The following is a 19,761-nucleotide window of genomic DNA, read 5'->3' on the forward strand; positions in this document are numbered from 1 at the left end:
CGCCCGCACCGACGAGAACACCTTCACGATGCCACTCATCTGCAACAGCACATCACCATCGACGGCGTCGGTGACCGCCGTCGATGACGCGTCCTCCCGCTTGCCGAGATCAGGCATGTCGTCCCCTCGTCCTGGTTGTGACTGCGCTCACAGGGCGCGTGCGCACGCCCAAGGTAGAGCGTCTTCTGTCACCAGGGCAAGTAGTTCTGACTAGCAATCGTGCAAATGTCGCCCGAAAGTCGTCGGGAAGGGGGTGGCGGAGGGGTCAGGAGCCGCTCGAGAAGGCGGCGTCGAAGGCCGCCGACGGCGGGTCGAAGGCCAACCGACGCACGAACTCCAACGCCTCCGGAGCCCCCACCAACCGGTCCATCCCCGCGTCCTCCCACTCCACCGAGATCGGCCCGTCGTACCCGATCGTGTTCAACATCCGGAAACACGCCTCCCACGGCACATCACCATGACCGGTCGAGACGAAGTCCCACCCCCGCCGCGGATCAGCCCACGGCAGGTGCGACCCCAACCGACCGTTACGACCGTTGCCCACCTGACGCTTCGCGTCCTTGCAGTCCACGTGGTAGATCCGGTCCTTGAAGTCCCACATGAACCCCACCGGATCCAGGTCCTGCCACACGAAGTGGCTCGGGTCCCAGTTCAACCCGAACGCCGCACGATGCCCGATCGCCTCCATCGTGGCCACCGTCGTCCAGTAGTCATAGGCGATCTCGGAGGGATGCACCTCGTGGGCGAACCGCACCCCGCACTCGTCGAAGACATCCAGGATCGGGTTCCACCGATCCGCGAAGTCACGATAACCAGCCGCGACCATCTCCTCGCTCGCCGGCGGGAACATCGCCACGTACTTCCAGATCGAGGACCCGGTGAACCCCACCACCGTGTCCACCCCCATCCGCTGCGCCGTGCGCGCCGTCAGCTTCATCTCCTCCGCCGCCCGCTGCCGCACCCCCTCAGGGTCGCCATCACCCCACACCCGGCTCGACAAGATCGCCTCGTGCCGACCATCGATCGGGTCGTCACAGACCGCCTGACCCTTCAGGTGGTTCGAGATCGCATACACCTTCAACCCGTGCTTCTCCAGCACGTCCAGCTTGCCCTGCACGTACGCATCGTCCTCGGCTGCCTGCCACGGATCGAGGTGGTCGCCCCAGCACGCGATCTCCAGACCGTCATAACCCCACCCCGACGCCAACCGAGCCACCTCCTCGAACGGCAGATCGGCCCACTGGCCGGTGAACAACGTGATCGGACGGGGCATGGGAGTTCCTCTCGCGGAACGGACAGGTCGGACGGGTCGGACGGGTCAGGTCGGGCTCAGGGGCGGGACCCGGTGGCCAGGCTCGCCAGCAGGTCGCGGACGTCGGTGGCCTCGATGCGCTCGGCCTTGACGCTCGGGTCGGAGCAGAGCAGGACGGGGCCGTCCTCGGGTCGGCTCGGCAGCCGGCCGTGGCTCCCGCTGACCGGCGCCGGGTCGAGCGGGACGACGCTCATGGCGTAGCGCAGCCCGACCTTCTTCCGCACCAGCGTCAGGCCGGCACGCGCCTTGACGAGCGGGTCCTGGGGGTCGAAGAAGAGCTCGGCCGGGTCGTAGCCGGGCTTCTTGTGGATCTCGACGGCCTTGGCGAAGTCGGGCGCGAGTGCGTCGTCGAGCCAGTAGTAGTAGGTGAACCAGGCGTCCGGCTCGGCGACGAGCACCAGCTCGCCGGCGCGCTCGTGGTCGAGGCCGACCTCGGCCTGACCCTCGCGGTCGAGCACCTGGTCGACACCGTCGAGCGCCTCGCACAGCGCGCGGACGCGGGGCAGGTCGGCGGGGTCCTTGACGTAGACGTGCGCCACCTGGTGGTCGGCGACGGCGAAGGCGCGCGACGTCCAGGGGTCCAGCAGCTCGCCGGTGGCGTTGTGGTGCACGTGGAGGAGGCCCTCGCGCCGCAGCAACCGGTTGACGTCGACCGGGCGGGAGGCCTTGGTGATGCCGTACTCGCTGAGCAGGACGACGGTCGTGCCGGTGCGCTCGGCGTCGTCGAGCAGGGGCGTGAGCACCTCGTCGACGTCGCGGGCGGCCTGGGCGGCCTGCTCGCTGTCGGGGCCGAAGCGCTGCAGGTCGTAGTCGAGGTGGGGCACGTAGACCAGGGTGAGGTCGTGCTCCGGCATGAGCTCGCGGGCCGCCTCGACGATCCAGCGCGAGCTCGGGATGGCCGCGGTCGGACCCCAGTAGGTGAAGAGCGGGAACGGCCCGAGCTTGTCGGTCAGCCGGTCGTGGAGCTCCGGGGGCCAGGTCCAGCAGTCGGGGCTCTTGCGGCCGTCGGCGTGGTAGACGGGCCGTGGCGTGACGGTGCTGTCGACGTCGGCGCCCATGGCGTACCACCAGCACACGTTGGCGACCTTGTAGCCGGGACGGTCGCGCCGGATGACGTCCCACAGCTTCTCGCCCTGGACGAGCGCGTTGTGCTGACGCCAGAGCAGGACCTCGCCGAGGTCGCGGAAGTACCACCCGTTGCCGACGATGCCGTGGTCGCGCGGGAGCAGGCCGGTCAGGAAGGTCGACTGCACCGAGCAGGTGACGGCGGGCAGCACCGTGCCGAGCTCGGCCGCGAACCCGGACGCCGCCACCCGCTGGGCGCGGGGCATGTGGCGCAGCAGGTCGGGGGTCAGCCCGACGACGTCGACGACCAGGAGACGGGACGGGGTCGGTGCGGGGGTGTCGCTCACGGGGTGGCTCCTTGCAGTCCGGGGACGGGGTCGAGGCCGAGCGCGACGAGACGGTCGCGGGCCCAGGCGAGCTCGGCGGCGATGCCGGCGACGAGGCCGGCGTCGTCGCGCGGGCGCAGCTCGAGCGGCAGCACGCCCCACGTGTAGGTCTCGACCTCGACGTGGTCGACGACCGGGTGGTCGCCGCCGAGCAGCGCGGTGAGGCCGGCCTCGAGGTGCGGACGGGTGCTGCGCAGCGGCGGCTCCGGGTCGGCGTGGACCGGGACGTGCACGTGCACCCGCCAGGGACGGCGGGCCGGCAGCGGCTGGCCGCCGGCGCCGTCGAGACCGAGCGCCTCGTCGAGGTCGTCGCGTCCGCTCACCTCGGCGCCGACCGGCTCGCGGGTCTGGTGCAGGAAGCGGCCCTCGGCCCAGCCCTCGAGGGCGGCGCGGGTCTCGTCGTCGGCGGGGCGGGCGGCGTGCAGGGCCGCCGAGGCCTGCACCTTGACCACCGGCAGCCCGACGGACCCGAGGTCGACGAGCGCGTCGGCCACCTCCTCGAAGCCGACGGCGAGGTGGCAGGTGTCGACGCACACCCCGACCAGCCCGGGACCGAGGTCGGCGAGCCAGGCGAGTCGTTCGACGGCGTCCGCGGCGGTCTCGACCACGCAGCCCGGCTCGGGCTCGAGCCCGACCCGCACGGGGCGACCGACGTCGTCGGCCAGCGTGGCGAGGCCGTCGGAGAGACGGTGCAGCAGGTCGGCGGCCGCACGGTCCTGGTCGTCGTCCCAGGGGGTGCGCCAGCCGAGCGGAAGGGTGGAGACGCTGCCGCGGGCGGCCTCGTCGGGCAGCAGGTCGGCCAGCACCCGCGCGCAGTCCAGGGTGAAGGTGAGCCGGGCGTCCTCGGTCCAGTCGGGGTGGTAGACGGCCTTCTTGACGACGTCGTCGTGGAAGCCGCGGTAGGGGAAGGCGTTGACGGTGACGACCTCGAGCCGCTCGGCGCGCAGCACCTGGCGGACCCGGTCGCGGGCGCCCCGGTCCTCGGCGAGCTCGTGGGCCACGGCCGCCGGCAGCCACAGCCCCACCCCGAGGACGTCGGCGTCGAGGGCCGAGCGGACGCCGGCCGCGTAGGTGCGCAGCTGGGCGATGATCCCGTCGACGGTCTCGGCCGGGTGGACGTTGCTGCCGTAGGAGAGGTGGACGAGGCTGCCGTCGCGGTGACGGAACCTCACGACGCCCGCTCGCCGCGGAGGACCGAGGAGCCCTCGAAGGTGTCGGTGGCCTTGACCTGCGGGGTCTCCAGCAGCAGCCGCCCGCTCTGGCCGTAGAACTCGACGGGGTTGCGCCACAGGACCCGGTCGACGTCGTCGTCGGAGAAGCCGGCGGCGAGCATCGCGTCCCCGGTCTGCCGCGTGGTCAGCGGGTCGCTGCGTCCCCAGTCGGCGGCGCTGTTGACCAGCACCCGGTCGAGCCCGCGGCGCTCCAGGATCGCCACCATGCGGTGCGGGTCCATCTTGGTGTCGGGGTAGATCGAGAAGCCCATCCACGCCCCTGCGTCGTCGACGACGTCGACGGTGACCTCGTTGAGGTGGTCGACCAGCACGTGCCCGGCCGGCAGCCCCACGGCGGCGACGAGCTCGAGGGTGCGGTGGGTGCCGGCCAGCTTGTCGCGGTGCGGGGTGTGCACCATCGCCGGCAGGCCGTGCTCGCCGGCCAGCTCGAGCTGGCGGGTGAACGCCGTCTCCTCGGCCTCGGTCATCGAGTCGAAGCCGACCTCGCCGACGGCGACGACGCCGTCCTTGGCGAGGTAGCGCGGCAGGAGGTCGAGGACCGGGGTGCAGCGCGGGTCGTTGGCCTCCTTCGGGTTCAGGGCGATCGTGCAGTGGTGGGCGATCCCGAACTGGGCGGCGCGGAACCGCTCCCAGCCCAGCAGGGCGTCGAAGTAGTCGATGAACGAGTCGACGCCCGTGCGCGGCTGGCCCAGCCAGAACGCCGGCTCCACGACGGCGCGGACGCCGGCGGCGTGCATCGCCTCGTAGTCGTCGGTCGTGCGCGAGGTCATGTGGATGTGCGGGTCGAAGATGCGCATCAGGACTCCTGGGTCGGGGCGTCGGGCCCGGCGGGGTCCAACAGGGTCAGGGCGTCGTCGGGCACGGCCCGTCCGGCCGCGCGCCGCTCGTCGGCGTACGACGCGACCATCGTGCGCAGGGGGGCGTCGGCGCGCTGGTCGAGCCCGGCGACGAGGTCGAGCGGGACGCCGACGAACAGGCACTTGAGCACCGCCTGCCGGAACGCGTCCGCGTCCAGCAGTGCTGCCCCGGCCGGGCCGAGGGCGGCGGCGACCAGGCGGACGTCGTTGGTGCGCAGCGCGTCGTGCACCAGCAGCGCGGCGCGCTCGCCCCGACCGGCGTCGACCAGCGTGGCGAGCCCGAGCAGCACCGCGCGGCGCTCGGCGGCGTCGCCGAACCGGTAGAGGTCGGCGACCTCCCGGGCGAGGGTGTCGGGGTCCTCGGCCAGGGCCTCGCCGAGCGTGGCCAGCAGCCGCACGCGGACGACGTCCTCGAGGCGGACCTCGCCGGGTGCCGCGCCCGGCGCCGTCCGGGTGCGGCCGATGTCGCGGCCGGCGGCGGGGAAGAGGGAGCGGACGCGGGTGGGGTCGGAGCGCACCGCGGTCTCGGCGGCGACCAGCCGCTGCTCGGTCTGCTCGTCGAGGGTCGTCATCGGCGCTCCGCCGGCTCGGGGAGGCGGGCCTCGGCCTCGTCTGCGGACTGGGACTCGGCCGCGCGCAGCAGCCGCAGCGACCGCTCGGCCACCGCCGGGGCGGCGTGGGACTGACGGGGCAGCTCGAGGGCCGCCAGGCCGGCGTACCCGACGGCGCGCAGGGCGCCGAGCGCCTCGACGAAGTCGACCTCACCGGTGCCGATCTCGAGGTGCTCGTGGACGCCGGGCACCATGTCGTCGACCTGGACGTTGGCGATCAGGTCGCCGGCGCGGTGGATGGTCTCGGCCATCCCCCGCGGCTCGTTGCAGACGACGTGGCCGAGGTCGAGGGTGACGCGCAGGCTGTCGGGGTCGCCGAGACGACGGCGCAGCTCGAGGACGCCGTCGAGGGTGTCGACCGCCATGCCGGGCTCGGGCTCGAAGGCGCACACGACGCCGCGGCGCTCGGCGAGGGTGAGGACCTCGGCCACGCCGGCCACGAGCCGGTCCCACCCGGTGGCGGCGTCCACCCCGGTGGGCAGGATGCCCGACCAGAACGACACCGCCTCGGCGCCGAGGTCGGCCGCGACCTCGACGGCGCGGTGCAGGTAGTCGACCCGGCGGTCGCGGCCCTCGTCGGAGACGAAGGTCGGCTCGTGCTTGCGCCGCGGGTCGAGCAGGTAGCGCGCGCCGGTCTCGACGACGACCGCCATCCCGCGGCGCTCGAGGTGCCGGGCCACCGTCGCGGTGCGGGCGGGCAGCTCGGGTGCGAAGGGGTCGAGGTGGAGGTGGTCGAGGGTGAGCGCGACGCCGTCGTAGCCGAGGTCGGCGAGCAGGTCGACGGCGTCGTCGAGGCGGTGGCTGGTCAGCCCGTTGGTGCCGTACCCGTAGCGGAGCGGGCCGCTCATGTCGGCGAGACCACCTTCGAGGCCCAGGCCGCGGCCGGGGCCGCGGCGAGCAGCGCCACCGCGGTGCGGGGGGCGTCGGACCCGGCGAGCAGGCCGGCCTGCAGCGGCACCAGCCCCCGGATGCCGGCGCCGGTGGCCGTGCGGACCGTCGGAGCGCTCGGGTCGGAGACGGCGCGCGCCTGGGCCCGTCCGACGGCGACGGCGTACGTCGCGGCGAGGACGGCGGGCAGGACGGCGCCCCGGCCCCGGCCGCGCGCCCGCCAGGCGGTGAGGCCGGCGACGACGCCCGTGACGGCGGTGACGGAGGCGGCGGTGGCGGAGCGGGTGCCGTGGACCTCGCCGCGGCTCAGCGCGGTCACACCGGCGGTGTGCGCAGCGACGAGCAGGGCGGGCGCGGCGGCGGCACCGGGGGTGCGACCGGCGCCGAGCAGGACGTCGAGGCCGCGGGCGGCGGCCATCGCCGCGGGGCCCGCGGGGCCGTTCTTCAGCACGAGGTCGTAGGACCAGACGGCCGCGGTGAGCAGGACCGCCGTCCGGGCGGCGGGCCGCCCACCGGCGAGCGCCGCGGTGGTGACGCCGGCGACGGTGAGGCCGGCGGCGATGCCGAGGGCGGTGCCCGGGGCGACCCGGCCCGAGGGGATCGGCCGCTCCGGCCGCTCGACGGCGTCGAGGGCGCGGTCGGCGTAGTCGTTGAGCGCCATGCCCGACCAGTAGAGGCAGATCGAGGCGAGCGGCATCAGCGCCGAGGCCGGTGACAGCGTGCCGCCGGCCGCCGCCCCGGCCAGGGTGTCGCCGGGCACGCTGAGCGCCGCCGGGGCGCGGACGAGCTCGGCCAGGTCGGCCAGGCCGACCAGCAGGGGTCGCTCAGCCACGGGCGAGTCCGGAGCACCACGCGACCAGGGCGTCCCACTGGGCGCCGAGGCGGTGCTCGTCGCTGTCGACCGGGTCCTTGAAGAAGAACCCGAGCGCGGACTGCGGACCGGTGCGGCCGGCCTCGTGGGCGCGGGCGGTGAGCCGCGCGAGGTCGAGCACGAGCGGCGCCGCCAGCGCGGAGTCGCAGCCGGACCAGGTGAACTGCAGGCTCATCCGGACCCCGAGGAAGCCCTCGAACGAGACGTGGTCCATCGCGGTCTTCCAGTCGCCGAGGTCGGGGACGTTGTCGATGTGCATGGGACCGTCGACCTCGTGGCCGAGCATCGCCTCGAGACCGTTGCGCTTCGAGTCGATCTTGCTGGCAGCGGCGGCGGGGTCGGCCAGTGTCGCTCCGTCCCCGCCGCCGAGCATGTTGTACGACGCCCACGAGCGCACCTTGAGCGCGCGGGTGGCGAACATCGGCGCCAGTGCCGACTTCACGAGCGTCTCACCGGTCTTGCCGTCGCTGCCGGCCCACGGGACGCCGGCCCGCTCGGCCGCCTGGGCCAGGGCGGGCAGCCGCGAACCGGGGCTGGGGGTGAAGGAGACGTAGGAGCAGCCGGCCCGGTAGGCGGCCAGCGCGTAGACCGACGACAGCGGCAGCGGGCTCTCGCCGGCGGCGAGCGCGGACTCGAGGACCGCGAGGTCGCCCAGCGGGCCGTCGGCGGCGACCGCGCCGGCCGGGGGCTCGGTGCTCGCGACGTCGACCACGACCACCCGGTCGAGGCCCTCGGCGGTGCGGAACGCGGTCAGGTCGTCACGGAGCCGGTCGACCGCGACGCCCTGCGGCTCACCGGTGGCGGGGTCGAGGCCGTGGCGGATCCGTCGGTCGACGGCCTCCAGCTCCTCGGCCAGCAGCGGCAGCAGGCGCGCCGGCAGGACGCCGCCCTGGACCAGCTGCTCGGCCCGCTTGGCCAGCGGCTGCGTCGCCACGTCGTGGCCGCCGAAGACCAGCCCGGCGATCTCGGGCAGCCCGGAGACCGCCACCTCGGGGAACTGCGAGACCAGCCCGACGCTGTCGGTCAGCCCGGCGCGCAGCGCCAGGGCGCCGACCACGGTCGTGGTGGCCACCGAGCCTCGCGCGCCGACCAGCCAGATCCCCGTCCGGGTCGGCGTGGTGGTCCCGGCGTCGTCGATCGTCATGATGCTCGTCTCCCGAGTCGCGGTGGGTCGTGCGGGCTCGTCCGGACAGGCCCGGACGAGCGCACCGCCGGTGATGGCAGTCACAACCGAAGTTACGAGCCTTTCGTGTCGGGGTCAAGCAAAAGTGGGCGCGTTGCGAAGCAAATCTGAGGAGCCCCGACCGCGCCGGAACCACGGTCGTGGACGGGGGGCTGACCGAACGGTCCGTCGGTCGCCGGCCGGCGCCCCACGGGGACCTGGACGCCGGTGCTCGCCGGGCCCCCCGCCTCGCCCGTCGGCGGTCAGGCGGGCGCCGCGTCCGGGTCCCGCGGCAGGGGCCGCCACTCGCGCCGGAGCAGGCCGAAGACCCAGGAGTCGGACACGTCGCCGTCCACGACGCAGTCCTCGCGCAGCGTGCCCTCGCGGCGGAAGCCGACCTTCTCCAGGACACGGGCCGAGGCCAGGTTGCGGGTGTCGGTCTCGGCCTGGACCCGGTTCAGGTCCACCGTGGCGAAGGCCCAGGCGAGCACGGCGCGGGCGGCCTCGGTCGCGTAGCCGTGACCCCACGCCGGGGCGTCGAGGCAGTAGCCCAGCGACGCGCTGCGGTGCTCGGGGTTCCAGCGGGTCAGGCCGCACCAGCCGAGGAAGGCCCCGTCGGCGGTCCGCTCCAGGACCAGGCGCGCGCCGGTGCCGTCGTCCGCGAGCTGGCGGCAGGCCGCGATGAACCGCTCGGCGCGGGTGCGGTCGGTCCAGGGCGGCGCGTCCCAGTAGCGCAGCACGTGGGCGTCGCTGTGGAGCGCGAAAAGGGCGTCGGCGTCCGCGTCGGCGAACGGCCGCAGCCGCAGGCGCGCGGTCTGCAGGGTGGGGGTGGGCAGGGACATGGCGCCATGCTGCCCGGTCGCGCGTCGTCCCCCGGGTCGGCCCGGGCGTTCGTCGTCCGCCGGCCGCCGGCGGGACGGACCCTCAGGCTCGCTCGTCCCGGGCCGGTGCGACCTCGGTCCACGCCCACCACGGGTAGTGGTACTCGCCCTGCTCCACCTGGAACCGCGCGCCGCAGTCGCGGCACTCGCAGATCCGGTCGGGCACCCACTGGCGGTCGTTGGGGACCGTCCCCACGACCGTGACGTGCCCCCGTGCCGCCTCCTTCCCGGGGTCGTAGAACTGGTGGTCGGGGTAGGCGCCGCACAGGCAGGTGCCCGACCCGAAGCGCTCGATCCGGACCAGGGCGTGGTCGAGGTGCCACCGGTTCGACGCGAGCGCCCCGCCGAGGTCGACGTCCGCGGTCGCCGTCCGGATCGCGGCGGACGCGCCGACCAGCGGCGTCAGGACCTCGGGGTCGCGTGTCCTCACCACCGCCCACACCGCCGGCAGGATGCGGTCCTTCTCCCCGGACAGGAGGTCGGCCACCAGGGGGGAGCGCAGGGCGGTCTCCTCGGCCCCCGGACCGGTCAGCCACTGCACCGGCAGCACGAGGACCGCGGCCCTGGCGGGCTCCCCGGCAGCGGTGGAGCCGACGACGAGCACCACGGCGTCGTCGCCGCGGCGCCACCAGGCGGCGTCCTGCGCGTCGAGCGAGCGCACCAGGCTCGCGGGCGCGCTGCGCCGGTCGTACGACGCGGGGTCGGTGCCGGCGTCGTCGGTGAAGCGCGTCGCGTCGAAGCGGTAGCGGGTGACCCACCGTCGGTCGGCCAGGGAGGTGATCGCCGACGTGTACGACGCGAGGGCGGCCGCGTCCGACGTGGCGGCGAGCGGGAGCACGTGCGCGAGGTAGCTCGTCCGACCCTCCAGCCCGTCGATCTCCCAGGTGAGCCAGTCGTCGCCCTCGGGCCACGGCAGGCGGGTCATCTGCTCGACCACGGCCAGCACCTGCTCCGGGCCGGCCCCGGCGATCTGGTCCGTCACGGCGCCGGGCGGCGGTGGACCGCCGGCTCGACGTGCTGGTCCTCGCTGCTGCTCATCGCGCACCAGTGTGCCCGACCCGTGCCTCTCCGCCGGGTGCCCAACCTCACGCGGCCGAACCCTTGGATCGATCCAACGGCGCCGCCACACTGGAGGGAAGGCACCAACCCGACTTCCCCAGGAACCCGCCATGACCCAGCAGACCCGTCTGATCGACGAGCTCAACACCCTCCACGCCGCCTACGTCGAGTCCATCAACGCAGCCGTCGCGGCCGACGACCTGTCCCGCGCCTCCGACCTCGCCGCCGAGTACGACCGCGACGCGATCATGCTCATGGCCGAGCGCGAGGGTCGCCAGGACCTGCTCGCCCACTTCGGCCTCGACCAGGACGGCCGCCGTCTCATCGCGCACGCCACCCCCCTGCGCGACCTCGTCAAGCGCGTGGCCGCGCTCCGCGCCGCCTGACCTGACGTCCCGACCTCGACGACCCGGCGCCGCGGGCCGCCCGTGCTGCGACGGTCGCGAGGTACCGCCCGGGTGCGGCTGCTAGGAAGAGGGGGTGAGCCTCTCCCCACTCGACCTCGGTTCGGTTCGCACACCTGTCGAGGTCGCCGACCGGTTGAGCGACGCGATCGGTCTGGGACCCGGCGACCTGCTCGTGAAGCGTGACGACCTCCTCGGCCCGGGCGGGGGCGGCAACAAGATCCGCAAGCTGGAGTGGACGTGCGCCGAGGCTCTCGCGGTCGGCGCCGACACGCTCGTGACCAGCGGTGCGGCGCAGAGCAACCACGCACGTCTCACCGCCGCCGCCGGTGCTCGACTCGGGCTGCGCGTCGTCCTCGTCCTGGCCGGCAGGCCCGACGACGACGCCCAGGGGAACCTCCTGCTCGACGCCCTGTTCGGCGCCCGCGTCGTGTGGGCCGGGGACGTCGACGCTCCGGGGCTCCGGGCGGCCGCAGATCTGGTCCTCGCCGACCTGCGGAGCGAGGGCGCGACGCCCTTCCTCGTCCCGTTCGGCGGGTCGAGCCCCAGCAGCGTCCGCGGGTACGCGGATGCCGGGGCCGAGCTGGCCGAGCAGGTCCCGGACGTGCGTCACGTCGTGGTCGCGCTCGGTTCGGGGGGCACGATGGCCGGGCTGGTCTCGACCCTCGGCGCCGAGCGGGTCTTGGGCATCCACTGCGGCGCGGTGCCGGACCCCCGCTCCGCAGTCGCCGGGCTGCTGCTCGACCGCCCGGTCGCCCGGGACTCGCTCCGCATCCGCACCGACCAGGTCGGTACGTCCTACGGCGACCTGGCCGAACCCGCCTGGCGGGCCGTGCTGCTGGCCGGGCGCACCGAGGGTCTGGTCCTCGAGCCCACCTACACCGGCCGCGCCCTGGCCGGGCTCGTAGCGGCGGTCCGTGACGGCGACGTCCGACGGGGCGAGCGCACCGTCCTGGTCCACACCGGAGGGCTGCCCGGGCTGTTCGGGCACCACGAGGCGCGACGTCGTCTCCGCGAGCTCGCCCGGAACGGCGGGTAGGAGCAGGCCCATCCTGGGTACCGGAGGCCACGCCCCCCGCCTCACGTGACGAGACACCGATGACTGCTCTGCAACGCAAGCCCCACAACCAGGTCGCGCACCTCACCGCCGACGACATCGAGGCGATCGAGGCCGAGCTCGACGCCCTGCGCCAGGACGTCCTCGAGGGGCGCGGTGCCCGCGACGCCGCCTACATCCGCCGGGTGATCGGAGCGCAGCGCGCGCTGGAGCTTGGCTCCCGCGTCCTGCTGCTGGCCGGCCGGTACCGGCCGGCCTGGTTGCTGGGGACCGGCTGCCTGGCGCTGGCGAAGGTCCTCGACAACATGGAGATCGGGCACAACGTCCTGCACGGGCAGTGGGACTGGATGCGCGACCCCAAGATCCACTCCAGCACCTGGGAGTGGGACTACTCCTCACCACCCGAGCAGTGGAAGCAGGCGCACAACCAGGAGCACCACGTCTACACCAACATCCTGGGCAAGGACAACGACCTCGGCTACGGCATCCTCCGCGTCGACGAGGACCAGCCCTGGCGCCCGCGCCACCTGGCCCAGCCGGCGTTGAACCTGCTGAACGCCTGCTTCTTCGAGTACGGCATCGCCCTGTACGACCTGGGCGTCGGGCAGGCGCTCCGCTCGGGCACGGGGTTCTCCCCCGAGCTCCGGGAGCGGGCAGGCGTGGCCCTGGCCCGGGCCCGGCGACAGGCGGTGAAGGACTTCGTGATCCATCCCCTGCTGGCCGGTCCCGGGTGGCGCGCGACCCTCACCGCCAACCTGACCGCGAACCTCCTGCGGAACGTGTGGAGCCACTCCATCATCATGTGCGGCCACTTCCCCGAGGGGGTCGAGACGTTCGAGCAGGACTCCCTGGCACCCGACGAGAGCAGGGGCGAGTGGTACCTGCGCCAGATGCTCGGCTCGGCCAACATCAGCGGCCCCCCGGTCCTGCACCTGCTCGCCGGGAACCTCTCGCACCAGATCGAGCACCACCTCTTCCCCGACTTGCCCAGCAACCGCTACCAGCAGATCGCGCCGGCGGTGCGGGCGGTGATGGAGCGCCACGGGCTGCGCTACCACAGCGCGTCCCTGCCGCGTCAGGTCGGCAGCGCCTGGCACAAGGTCCTGCGACTCGCGCTCCCGAACGGCTGGCTGGCCGCGACCACCGCGCGCGCCCACCGGGGCGACGCCGAGGACGGGGTGGGCATCCGCCGTCGGGGACGCGGCACCCTCCGCAGGTGATCGAACCGTCGCCGTGGGAGCTTCCGCCACCTCGCGGTCCGCGCCGGCGGGAGACCAGCACGGCGGTCCGCTGGTGGCGGCTGTGGCGCACCCGCCGCCCGCGCACCTTCAGCGAGAAGGTGCGCTACAAGATGATCCGGGATCACCGGGCGCTCATGGTCACCCTGGCCGACAAGGTCGCCGTGCGGGACCACGTCGCGGCCCTGGTGGGCGAGGACGTCCTGCCGCGGGCCCTCCACGTCCTGGACGACCCCGCCGCCCTCGCCCGGGTGGACCTGCCGGAGGCGTTCGTCCTGAAGCCGGCCCACGGGAGCGGCGCCGCCGTCATCGTCTCCCCCACCGCCCCCGCCGAGGCGCGGCTGCCGGAACCGAGGTACGCCTGGGTCTACCGTCACGTCCGTCCCGAGCACGCACCGGTCGACCACCTCGCCGCGATCGGCCGGGCCTGGGCGACGCAGCTGTACGGCCAGGGCCCCAACCGGGAGTGGGCCTACAGCCGCGTGCCTCGTCGCGTCCTGGTCGAGGAGTTCCTGGCGGGCCGCGACGACGACGTCCCCGACGACTACAAGTTCTTCGTCTTCCACGGGGTCTGCCACTACGTCCAGCTCGACCGCGGTCGCTTCCGGGACCGCACGCAGGACTTCTACACCCGTGCCTGGGAGCACCTGCCGCTCAACGGCGGTCATCCGTGGGCCGTGCCACCGATCGGTCCCCCCGCACGCCTCGCCGAGATGCTCGACCTCGCCGAGCGGCTGGGCGCCGGCACCGACTTCGTCCGGGTCGACCTGTACGCGCTCGCCGACCGGGTCGTCTTTGGGGAACTGACCAGCCTCCCCGCCGGCGGGGACAGCCCCTTCGACCCCGCCGGCTACGACCTGGAGTTCGGAAGCCACTGGCAGGTCCCGGCGCGCTACCGGTCCTGACCGCGCGCGCACAGCCACCGGGCAGCCACCGGACCTGCCGAGCACGCGGTGGTGGCTGAAGCGCCCCGTCCTGGGCACCGGTGATCATGGGTGTCTCCGCTGCGCTGTCCGAGCACGACCCTCCGGTCCTCGTGGTCACCGGTGGCTCCAGCGGCATCGGCCGGGCCACCGCCCTCGCCGCGTCGGCGTCGGGGTGGCACGTCGTCCTGGTGGCCCGGGGCCCGGCCGCGCTCCACGAGACGGCGGAGGACTGCCGGGCCCGGGGCGCCGGGTCGGTCCTCGTCAGGCCGCTGGACGTCGGCGACGACGACGCGGTCGCCGCCATGGTGGCCTCGGTCCTGGAGCGCTACGGACGCCTCGACGCCGTGGTGAGCTGCGCCGGGGTCGTCGCCTACGGACGCACCGAGTCGGTGCCCGTCGCCGTGTTCGACGCCGTGCTGCGCACCAACCTCACGGGGTCGGTGAACGTGGCGCGCCACGTCGTGCCGGTGCTGCGTCGCCAGGGCGCCGGGGCGCTGCTGCTGGTGGGCTCGGTCGTCGGCCACCTCGCCGTCCCGTCGATGAGCCCGTACGTCCTGAGCAAGTGGGGTGTCCGCGCGCTGGCCCGCCAGCTCTCCGTCGAGAACCGCGATCGCCCCGGTGTCGCGATCGGCTACGTGGCGCCCGGCGGCGTGGACACCCCCATCTACCGGCAGGCCGCCAACTACGCCGGGTACGCCGGACGTCCACCCCCGCCGGTCTCGAGCCCGGAGCGGGTGGCGCGCCAGGTCCTGGCCCGGCTCGACCGGCCTCACCGACGCGACCAGCTCGGCCTGACCAACGAGGTGCTCCGACTCGGCTTCTCCTTCCTCCCCGCGGTCTACGACCGGCTGGTGGGCCCGGCCTTCCCGGTCGGCGCCACCGACCTCACCCGCCCCGTCGCCCCCGGTCCCGGCAACGTCCTGGCTCCCCGGGAGGACCACGACCGGCTGCACGGCGGGTACCGCAGCGCCGCGGGTCGGGTGCTGGCGAACCTCCGGCAGCAACGCAGCCAGCGCTGACACGGCGGGGGACCCAGGGGCCGCCACCCCGCCCGGGCCGGCCGGGGGTCGCGCCCCCGCATCAGCCCTCGGACGGGTCGGGTCGTTGCGGCAGCTCGATCCCGCAGGCATCCAGCGCGTCCTGGACCTCGGGATCCTGGAGGGCGGAGAGGCCGGCGCCCCCACCGCCGGCACCCTCGCTGGGGAAGCCCTCGGGCAGGTCCTCGGGGTCGATGCTCCCTGGGTCGACGCCCTCCGGCAGGTCGGTCGGCAGGTCGGTCGGCACGTCGGTCGGCACGTCGGTCGGCACGTCCGTGGGCAGCCCGGTCGTGAAGTCCTCGACCCCGGCGGCGACGAGGCACTCGCTGATCTTCTCGAGCTGGCCCGCGTCGAGTCCGTCGCCGGCCGGGGGTGTGGCGCCGACGTCCGGGGCGGCCGAGCTCGTGGCCGGCGTGCCCGCGGAGTCGTCGGAACCGCACCCGGTCAGGGCGAGGACGAGCGCGAGGGTGGTCGCGCCGGTGATCGTGCCGGTGATCCTGCCGGTGATCCTGCTGGTGATCGTGCGTGCTGGTGTCATGGGGTGCCTGTCGACTCGTGGGTGTGCGGACGTCACCGGAGGGTGACGGTGGTTGCCTGGAGCCCGTCGTCGCGCGCGACCCCGGTGATCTGCACCTGGTCGCCGGCCCTGACCCGGGCCGGTGTCAGCCGGACCTCGCGGAGGACCGAGGTGTCGCCGGCGACGGTGACGTCGTGGCGCGTGCCCCCGAGGTCCTCCACGACCCACACGTCGCCGTTCTTCTCGACCACCGTGCCGATGACCTCGTCCTCCTCCCCGTCCTCGGTCTCGGCCGGCTGGGCACCCGTCCCCTGCTGGTCGCCGGGCAGGCCGCCGGGCAGACCGCCCGCGCCCGCTCCGAGCCCTTCCGGCACCCCGGCGGGCGGTCCTCCCGGCGCAGCGGCGGCGCCGTCGTCCGCACCGAGGTTCTTCTGGGTGAGCGCTCCTCCCAGGAAGCAGAGCGAGGCGACCAGGGCGGCGGCCAGCACCGACCTGGAGCGGGAGCGCCTCCGGGGCGCTGCGAGCCATTCCTCGTCGAGCATCGTGTCGTCGACCGTGCTGGTCATGCGGATTCCTCACTCATAGCGAAGGGCGTCGATCGGGCGCAGCGAGGCGGCCCGGTTGGCGGGGTAGAGACCGAAGAAGAGACCGATGAGGATCGCGACCCCGAAGGCCAGGCCCACCGAGTACGGCGCCACCACGGGTTCGACGCCGACGATGGTGAACTGCGACCCGACGAGCCCGAGGACGACGCCGACCACCCCGCCGAAGAGCGACAGCAGCACCGCCTCGGCGAGGAACTGCCCGACGATGTCGGACCTGCTGGCCCCGATGGCCTTGCGGATCCCGATCTCCCTCGTGCGCTCGGTGACGGTCACCAGCATGATGTTCATGACCCCGATGCCACCGACCAGGAGCGAGATCGCCGCCACGGCACCGAGGAGGACCGTGAGCGTCTGGTTGGACGACGTGGCCGCCTCGAGGATCGACGAGGCGCTGCTGATGCTGTAGTCGCGGTCGGTCGCGGAGACGTCGTGGCGGGCGTCGAGGATCGTCTGGACCTCGCCCTGGGCCGCGGTGACGTCGTCCGCCGAGGTCGCCTTGACCGAGATCGAGTCGAGCGCGCCGTACCCCGACAACGTGTCCTGCACGGAGGTGGCCGGCGCGATGACGCGGTCGTCGGAGTCCATCGGCCCGGTGCTGCCCTTCTCGGCCAGGATGCCGACGACCTCGAACTGGAAGCCGTTGAAGGACACCGTCTGGCCGACCACGCTGCTGACGTCGGAGCCGACGAGCTCCTCGGCCACGGTCCGTCCCACCAGGGCCACCCGCCGCCGGCTGGTGTAGTCGTCGTCGGTGAAGGCGTGGCCCTCCTCGACCGTCGAGCTGTCGATCACGAGGTACGACGGCGTGGTTCCGGTGAACGTGCCGACGTCGTGCGAGGCGCCGCTGTAGGTCGCTGTCACCGACGAGGCCGAGACCACCGGGGCGACGCCGAGGACGTGGGGGGCGTCCTCGCTCGTGGCGATGGCCTCGGCGTCCTCCATCGTGAGCTCCGCGGCCCGGCTCGAGGTGGCTCCCTCGCTCGTCGTGGTGTCGCCCCCGAAGCCCCCTGGCCCCCCGGGGCCCCCGACGGGGAACCCGCCACCGCCGGCCCCTCCTCCACCGCCGGCCCCCGCACTGGCGGAGACGGTGAGCGTGTTGCTCCCGAGCGAGCTGATCGAGTCCTGCACGGCCTTGCTGGACCCCGTGCCGACCGCGACCAGGACGATCACGGCAGCCACCCCGATGAGCACGCCGAGCGTGGTGAGGGCCGAGCGCGTCCGGTTGGCCGTCACTCCTTGCCAGGCGAACCGCGCAGTCTCCGGGACGTTCACGGCGCTGCCACCTCCGTGCCGCGCCAGCGCGGCGGGGGCTCGTGGAGCCCGGTCTGGCGGAGGTCGGAGACGATCCGGCCGTCGGACATGTGGATGATGCGCTTGGCGTGCTCGGCGACCTCGTCCTCGTGGGTGATGACGACGACGGTTCGCCCGGTCGCGGCGAGCTCGTCGAACAGCGATAGCACGTCGGCGGTGCTGCGGCTGTCGAGGGCCCCCGTGGGCTCGTCCGCCAGCAGGAGCACCGGCTCGGTGACGATGGCACGGGCCACCGCGACCCGCTGCTGCTGCCCGCCCGACAGCTCGGACGGGACGTGCGAGGCGCGGTTGGCGAGCCCGACCCGCGCGAGGGACGCGGAGGCCCGCGCCGCACGCTCGGCCGACCGGACCCCGGCGTAGGCGAGGGGGAGCTCGACGTTGCGCTGTGCCGTGGTGCGCGCGATCAGGTTGAAGCTCTGGAAGATGAACCCGATCTTGCGGTTGCGCACGAGCGCGAGCCGGTGCTCGTCGAGACGCCGCACGTCGATGCCGTCCAGGCGGTAGCGCCCACCGGTTCCGACGTCGAGGCACCCGATGATGTTCATCAGGGTCGACTTGCCCGATCCCGAGGCACCCATGATGGCGAGGTAGTCGCCCCGCTCCACCCGCAGGTCGACACCGTCGAGCGCGTGCACCTCGGCCTCGCCGCGACCGTAGGTCTTCCGCAGCCCGGCGACGTCGATGACCGGGTGACCGGTCGGTGAGAGGTTCACGGCAGTCCTCCGCCGAGACCGCCGCCGCCACCGCCACCGCCGGGGAAGGTGAACCCGGTGCCGGGGTCGGCCGCCTGCGGGACCACGACGGTCGCCCCGTCGGCGAGACCGTCCAGCACCTCGGTGAACCCGTCGCCCTCGAGACCGGTGGTCACCTGGACCGTGCTGGTGGTGCCGTCGGGCTGCTCGACCGTCGCCGTGGTCCGCTGTCCGATCGTGGTCAGGGCGCTGCTGGAGACACGCAGGACCGACGACCTGGAGCCGGTGGTGACGACCACCTGGCTGCTCTGGCCCAGGCGCACGCCCTTCGAGCTGTCGAGCGTCACGGTGACGCCGTACTCGACGACGTTGTTGGTGATCGTCTCGATCGAGTCGACCGCCGTCACGGTGCCTCCGACCTCCGTCCCGTCGGCCGACAGCGTCACGACCGCGACCTGGCCGACCTCGACCTCGGCGATGTCGGCCTCCGCCACGTCGGCCGTGACCTGCAGCGCATCGGTCGCGGTCAGCACGATGAAGCCGGACGCGTCCGTCGTCGCGCTGGTCGTCGAGGAGCTGCTCGCGGACTCGGTCGAGGAGCTGCTCGCGCCGCTGCCGCTGGAGGGCTCGCCGACCGTGCCGTTGACCTGGGCCACCCGTCCGCGCGTCGGTGCCACCAGGTCGGTCTGGTCCCGCGCCTCCCGCGCCTCGGCCACGCCGATCCGCGCGCTGTCGACCCCTGCCTGGGCCTGCGCCACCACGCCGGTGGTCGGCCCCTGGCGGTTGACGGCCACGGAGGCCCGGGCCGAGGAGAGGCTCGCGCGGGCCGACCTCACCTGCTGGTCGGCCGTCGCGACCTGCTGGCGGGCCTGCAGGATGCCGGAGGCCCGGGCCTGCCTGGCCGTCACCGCCTGGGACCGAGCGGTGGTGACCTGCGCCCGTGCGGCATCGACGGCCGCGCCGCTCTCCGGGGTCGGCGCCGACTGGTGGGCAGCGCGAGCCCGTCCGAGCGCCCGCCGGGCATCGGCGAGCGCGTCCTCGGCTCGGCGCAGGCTCGCGTCCTGCTGCCGGCGGGTCAGCGCCAGGCTCTGGCGGGCCGAGCGGAGGCTGACCCGGGCGCCCTCGACGGCCACCTCCGCCTGGTCGACGGAGCGCTCGTCGAGCTGGCTCTCCGCCGAGGTCTGCTGCTGGACCGTGGTGGCGTAGGCGGCCCGCGCGGACTCGAGCGCGACCCGCGCCTGCGCCAGTGCCTGCTCCGCGGTGGTCCGGTCGACCCGGGCCAGCAGCTGGCCCTCGCGCACCACGTCGCCGGGCTGGACCAGGATGTCCGTCACCACGCCCCCGCTCCCCGCGAAGTCGACGTTGGCCGTGGTCCCGGCGGCGATGTTCCCGTTGGCCGACACCGTCGCGGTCACCTCCCCGGTGTCCACCTCCACGACCTGCGCGGCTGTCGTCGGCTCGGCCTGGCCGTCGCGGACGGTGGTCACGATGAGTCCCGCGACCAGGAGCAGGGCGAGCGCGAGCACGCCGTTGAGGACCCGGCCCCGTCGGAGCAGCCGGCGCCGGCCCCCGGCCGGCTCGTGCTCGACGGGTTCGTCGTGGTCGAGGCCGGGCACGACGGATGTCGGGTCCAGGTTGCTCATGGGTGCT

At 74.0% G+C, this 19,761-nt stretch carries 20 protein-coding genes; 5 read left to right on the forward strand and 15 right to left on the reverse strand.

Annotated features, from left to right (window positions below; genetic code table 11):
• Nucleotides 1–265 precede the first annotated feature (265 nt).
• From E4623_RS22040 to E4623_RS22080, 10 genes are all read right to left on the reverse strand, one after another.
• Nucleotides 266–1,273 carry a sugar phosphate isomerase/epimerase family protein gene (locus E4623_RS22040; RefSeq protein WP_134768739.1) on the reverse strand — a complete coding sequence of 336 codons (1,008 nt, stop codon included), beginning with the start codon at nucleotides 1,271–1,273 and terminating at the stop codon, nucleotides 266–268.
• 56 nt (nucleotides 1,274–1,329) lie between these two features.
• Nucleotides 1,330–2,724, reverse strand: a complete 1,395-nt coding sequence (locus E4623_RS22045) for a nucleotide pyrophosphatase/phosphodiesterase family protein (protein WP_134768740.1) — start codon at nucleotides 2,722–2,724, stop codon at nucleotides 1,330–1,332.
• Complete coding sequence (gene eboE / locus E4623_RS22050) at nucleotides 2,721–3,935, reverse strand: metabolite traffic protein EboE (RefSeq protein ID WP_134768741.1); 1,215 nt, start codon at nucleotides 3,933–3,935, stop codon at nucleotides 2,721–2,723. The genes E4623_RS22045 and eboE overlap by 4 nt, the downstream gene beginning before the upstream one ends.
• On the reverse strand, nucleotides 3,932–4,792 hold the full coding sequence (locus E4623_RS22055) for a TatD family hydrolase (protein WP_134768742.1): 861 nt from the start codon (nucleotides 4,790–4,792) through the stop codon (nucleotides 3,932–3,934). The genes eboE and E4623_RS22055 overlap by 4 nt, the downstream gene beginning before the upstream one ends.
• On the reverse strand, nucleotides 4,792–5,424 hold the full coding sequence (locus tag E4623_RS22860) for an EboA domain-containing protein (protein WP_167736804.1): 633 nt from the start codon (nucleotides 5,422–5,424) through the stop codon (nucleotides 4,792–4,794). Before E4623_RS22860 ends, E4623_RS22055 begins: the two co-directional genes overlap by 1 nt.
• Entirely contained in the window at nucleotides 5,421–6,311 is an 891-nt protein-coding gene (locus E4623_RS22865; protein ID WP_167736805.1) for a sugar phosphate isomerase/epimerase family protein, read from the reverse strand. The genes E4623_RS22860 and E4623_RS22865 overlap by 4 nt, the downstream gene beginning before the upstream one ends.
• Nucleotides 6,308–7,183: an SCO3242 family prenyltransferase gene (locus E4623_RS22065; protein ID WP_209020829.1), complete on the reverse strand. Its 876-nt coding sequence runs from the start codon at nucleotides 7,181–7,183 to the stop codon at nucleotides 6,308–6,310. Before E4623_RS22065 ends, E4623_RS22865 begins: the two co-directional genes overlap by 4 nt.
• On the reverse strand, nucleotides 7,176–8,366 hold the full coding sequence (locus tag E4623_RS22070) for an inositol-3-phosphate synthase (RefSeq protein WP_134768743.1): 1,191 nt from the start codon (nucleotides 8,364–8,366) through the stop codon (nucleotides 7,176–7,178). Before E4623_RS22070 ends, E4623_RS22065 begins: the two co-directional genes overlap by 8 nt.
• 281 nt (nucleotides 8,367–8,647) lie before the next feature.
• A complete protein-coding gene (locus E4623_RS22075; RefSeq protein ID WP_134768744.1) occupies nucleotides 8,648–9,226 on the reverse strand; it encodes a GNAT family protein in 579 nt (192 codons plus the stop codon).
• A gap of 82 nt (nucleotides 9,227–9,308) precedes the next feature.
• Nucleotides 9,309–10,247 carry a hypothetical protein gene (locus E4623_RS22080; protein ID WP_134768745.1) on the reverse strand — a complete coding sequence of 313 codons (939 nt, stop codon included), beginning with the start codon at nucleotides 10,245–10,247 and terminating at the stop codon, nucleotides 9,309–9,311.
• 187 nt (nucleotides 10,248–10,434) lie between these two features.
• Between E4623_RS22080 and E4623_RS22085 the strand changes: the two genes are divergently transcribed.
• The 5 genes from E4623_RS22085 (at nucleotide 10,435) to E4623_RS22105 (ending at nucleotide 14,968) form a co-directional block, all read left to right on the forward strand.
• Nucleotides 10,435–10,710 carry a hypothetical protein gene (locus tag E4623_RS22085; protein ID WP_134768746.1) on the forward strand — a complete coding sequence of 92 codons (276 nt, stop codon included), beginning with the start codon at nucleotides 10,435–10,437 and terminating at the stop codon, nucleotides 10,708–10,710.
• Nucleotides 10,711–10,804: 94 nt separating this feature from the next.
• Complete coding sequence (locus E4623_RS22090; protein WP_134768747.1) at nucleotides 10,805–11,767, forward strand: pyridoxal-phosphate dependent enzyme; 963 nt, start codon at nucleotides 10,805–10,807, stop codon at nucleotides 11,765–11,767.
• A gap of 59 nt (nucleotides 11,768–11,826) precedes the next feature.
• Nucleotides 11,827–13,005, forward strand: a complete 1,179-nt coding sequence (locus tag E4623_RS22095; RefSeq protein WP_134768748.1) for an acyl-CoA desaturase — start codon at nucleotides 11,827–11,829, stop codon at nucleotides 13,003–13,005.
• Nucleotides 13,002–13,928 (forward strand): ATP-grasp fold amidoligase family protein, encoded by a 927-nt coding sequence (locus tag E4623_RS22100; protein WP_209020830.1) that lies wholly within the window; start codon nucleotides 13,002–13,004, stop codon nucleotides 13,926–13,928. Before E4623_RS22095 ends, E4623_RS22100 begins: the two co-directional genes overlap by 4 nt.
• An 86-nt stretch (nucleotides 13,929–14,014) precedes the next feature.
• On the forward strand, nucleotides 14,015–14,968 hold the full coding sequence (locus E4623_RS22105) for an SDR family NAD(P)-dependent oxidoreductase (RefSeq protein ID WP_134768749.1): 954 nt from the start codon (nucleotides 14,015–14,017) through the stop codon (nucleotides 14,966–14,968).
• A gap of 61 nt (nucleotides 14,969–15,029) precedes the next feature.
• On the opposite strand, the gene E4623_RS22870 is transcribed toward E4623_RS22105, so the two are convergent.
• From E4623_RS22870 to E4623_RS22125, 5 genes are read right to left on the reverse strand one after another with little or no spacing between them, the layout of a single operon-like run.
• Nucleotides 15,030–15,524, reverse strand: coding sequence for a hypothetical protein (locus E4623_RS22870; RefSeq protein ID WP_167736806.1), 495 nt, complete (start codon nucleotides 15,522–15,524; stop codon nucleotides 15,030–15,032).
• Between the two features lie 32 nt (nucleotides 15,525–15,556).
• The gene (locus E4623_RS22110) at nucleotides 15,557–16,069 is read right to left on the reverse strand and encodes a hypothetical protein (protein ID WP_134768750.1); all 513 of its coding nucleotides are present in this window, start codon (nucleotides 16,067–16,069) and stop codon (nucleotides 15,557–15,559) included.
• Between the two features lie 9 nt (nucleotides 16,070–16,078).
• Nucleotides 16,079–17,380, reverse strand: a complete 1,302-nt coding sequence (locus E4623_RS22115) for an ABC transporter permease (protein ID WP_134768751.1) — start codon at nucleotides 17,378–17,380, stop codon at nucleotides 16,079–16,081.
• Nucleotides 17,377–18,132, reverse strand: coding sequence for an ABC transporter ATP-binding protein (locus E4623_RS22120; RefSeq protein ID WP_134768752.1), 756 nt, complete (start codon nucleotides 18,130–18,132; stop codon nucleotides 17,377–17,379). Before E4623_RS22120 ends, E4623_RS22115 begins: the two co-directional genes overlap by 4 nt.
• Nucleotides 18,129–19,754, reverse strand: a complete 1,626-nt coding sequence (locus tag E4623_RS22125) for an HlyD family efflux transporter periplasmic adaptor subunit (RefSeq protein WP_134768753.1) — start codon at nucleotides 19,752–19,754, stop codon at nucleotides 18,129–18,131. The genes E4623_RS22120 and E4623_RS22125 overlap by 4 nt, the downstream gene beginning before the upstream one ends.
• Nucleotides 19,755–19,761 lie beyond the last annotated feature (7 nt).

Source organism: Nocardioides sp. 1609, from assembly GCF_004522105.1.
Classification (GTDB): Bacteria; Actinomycetota; Actinomycetes; order Propionibacteriales; family Nocardioidaceae; genus Nocardioides.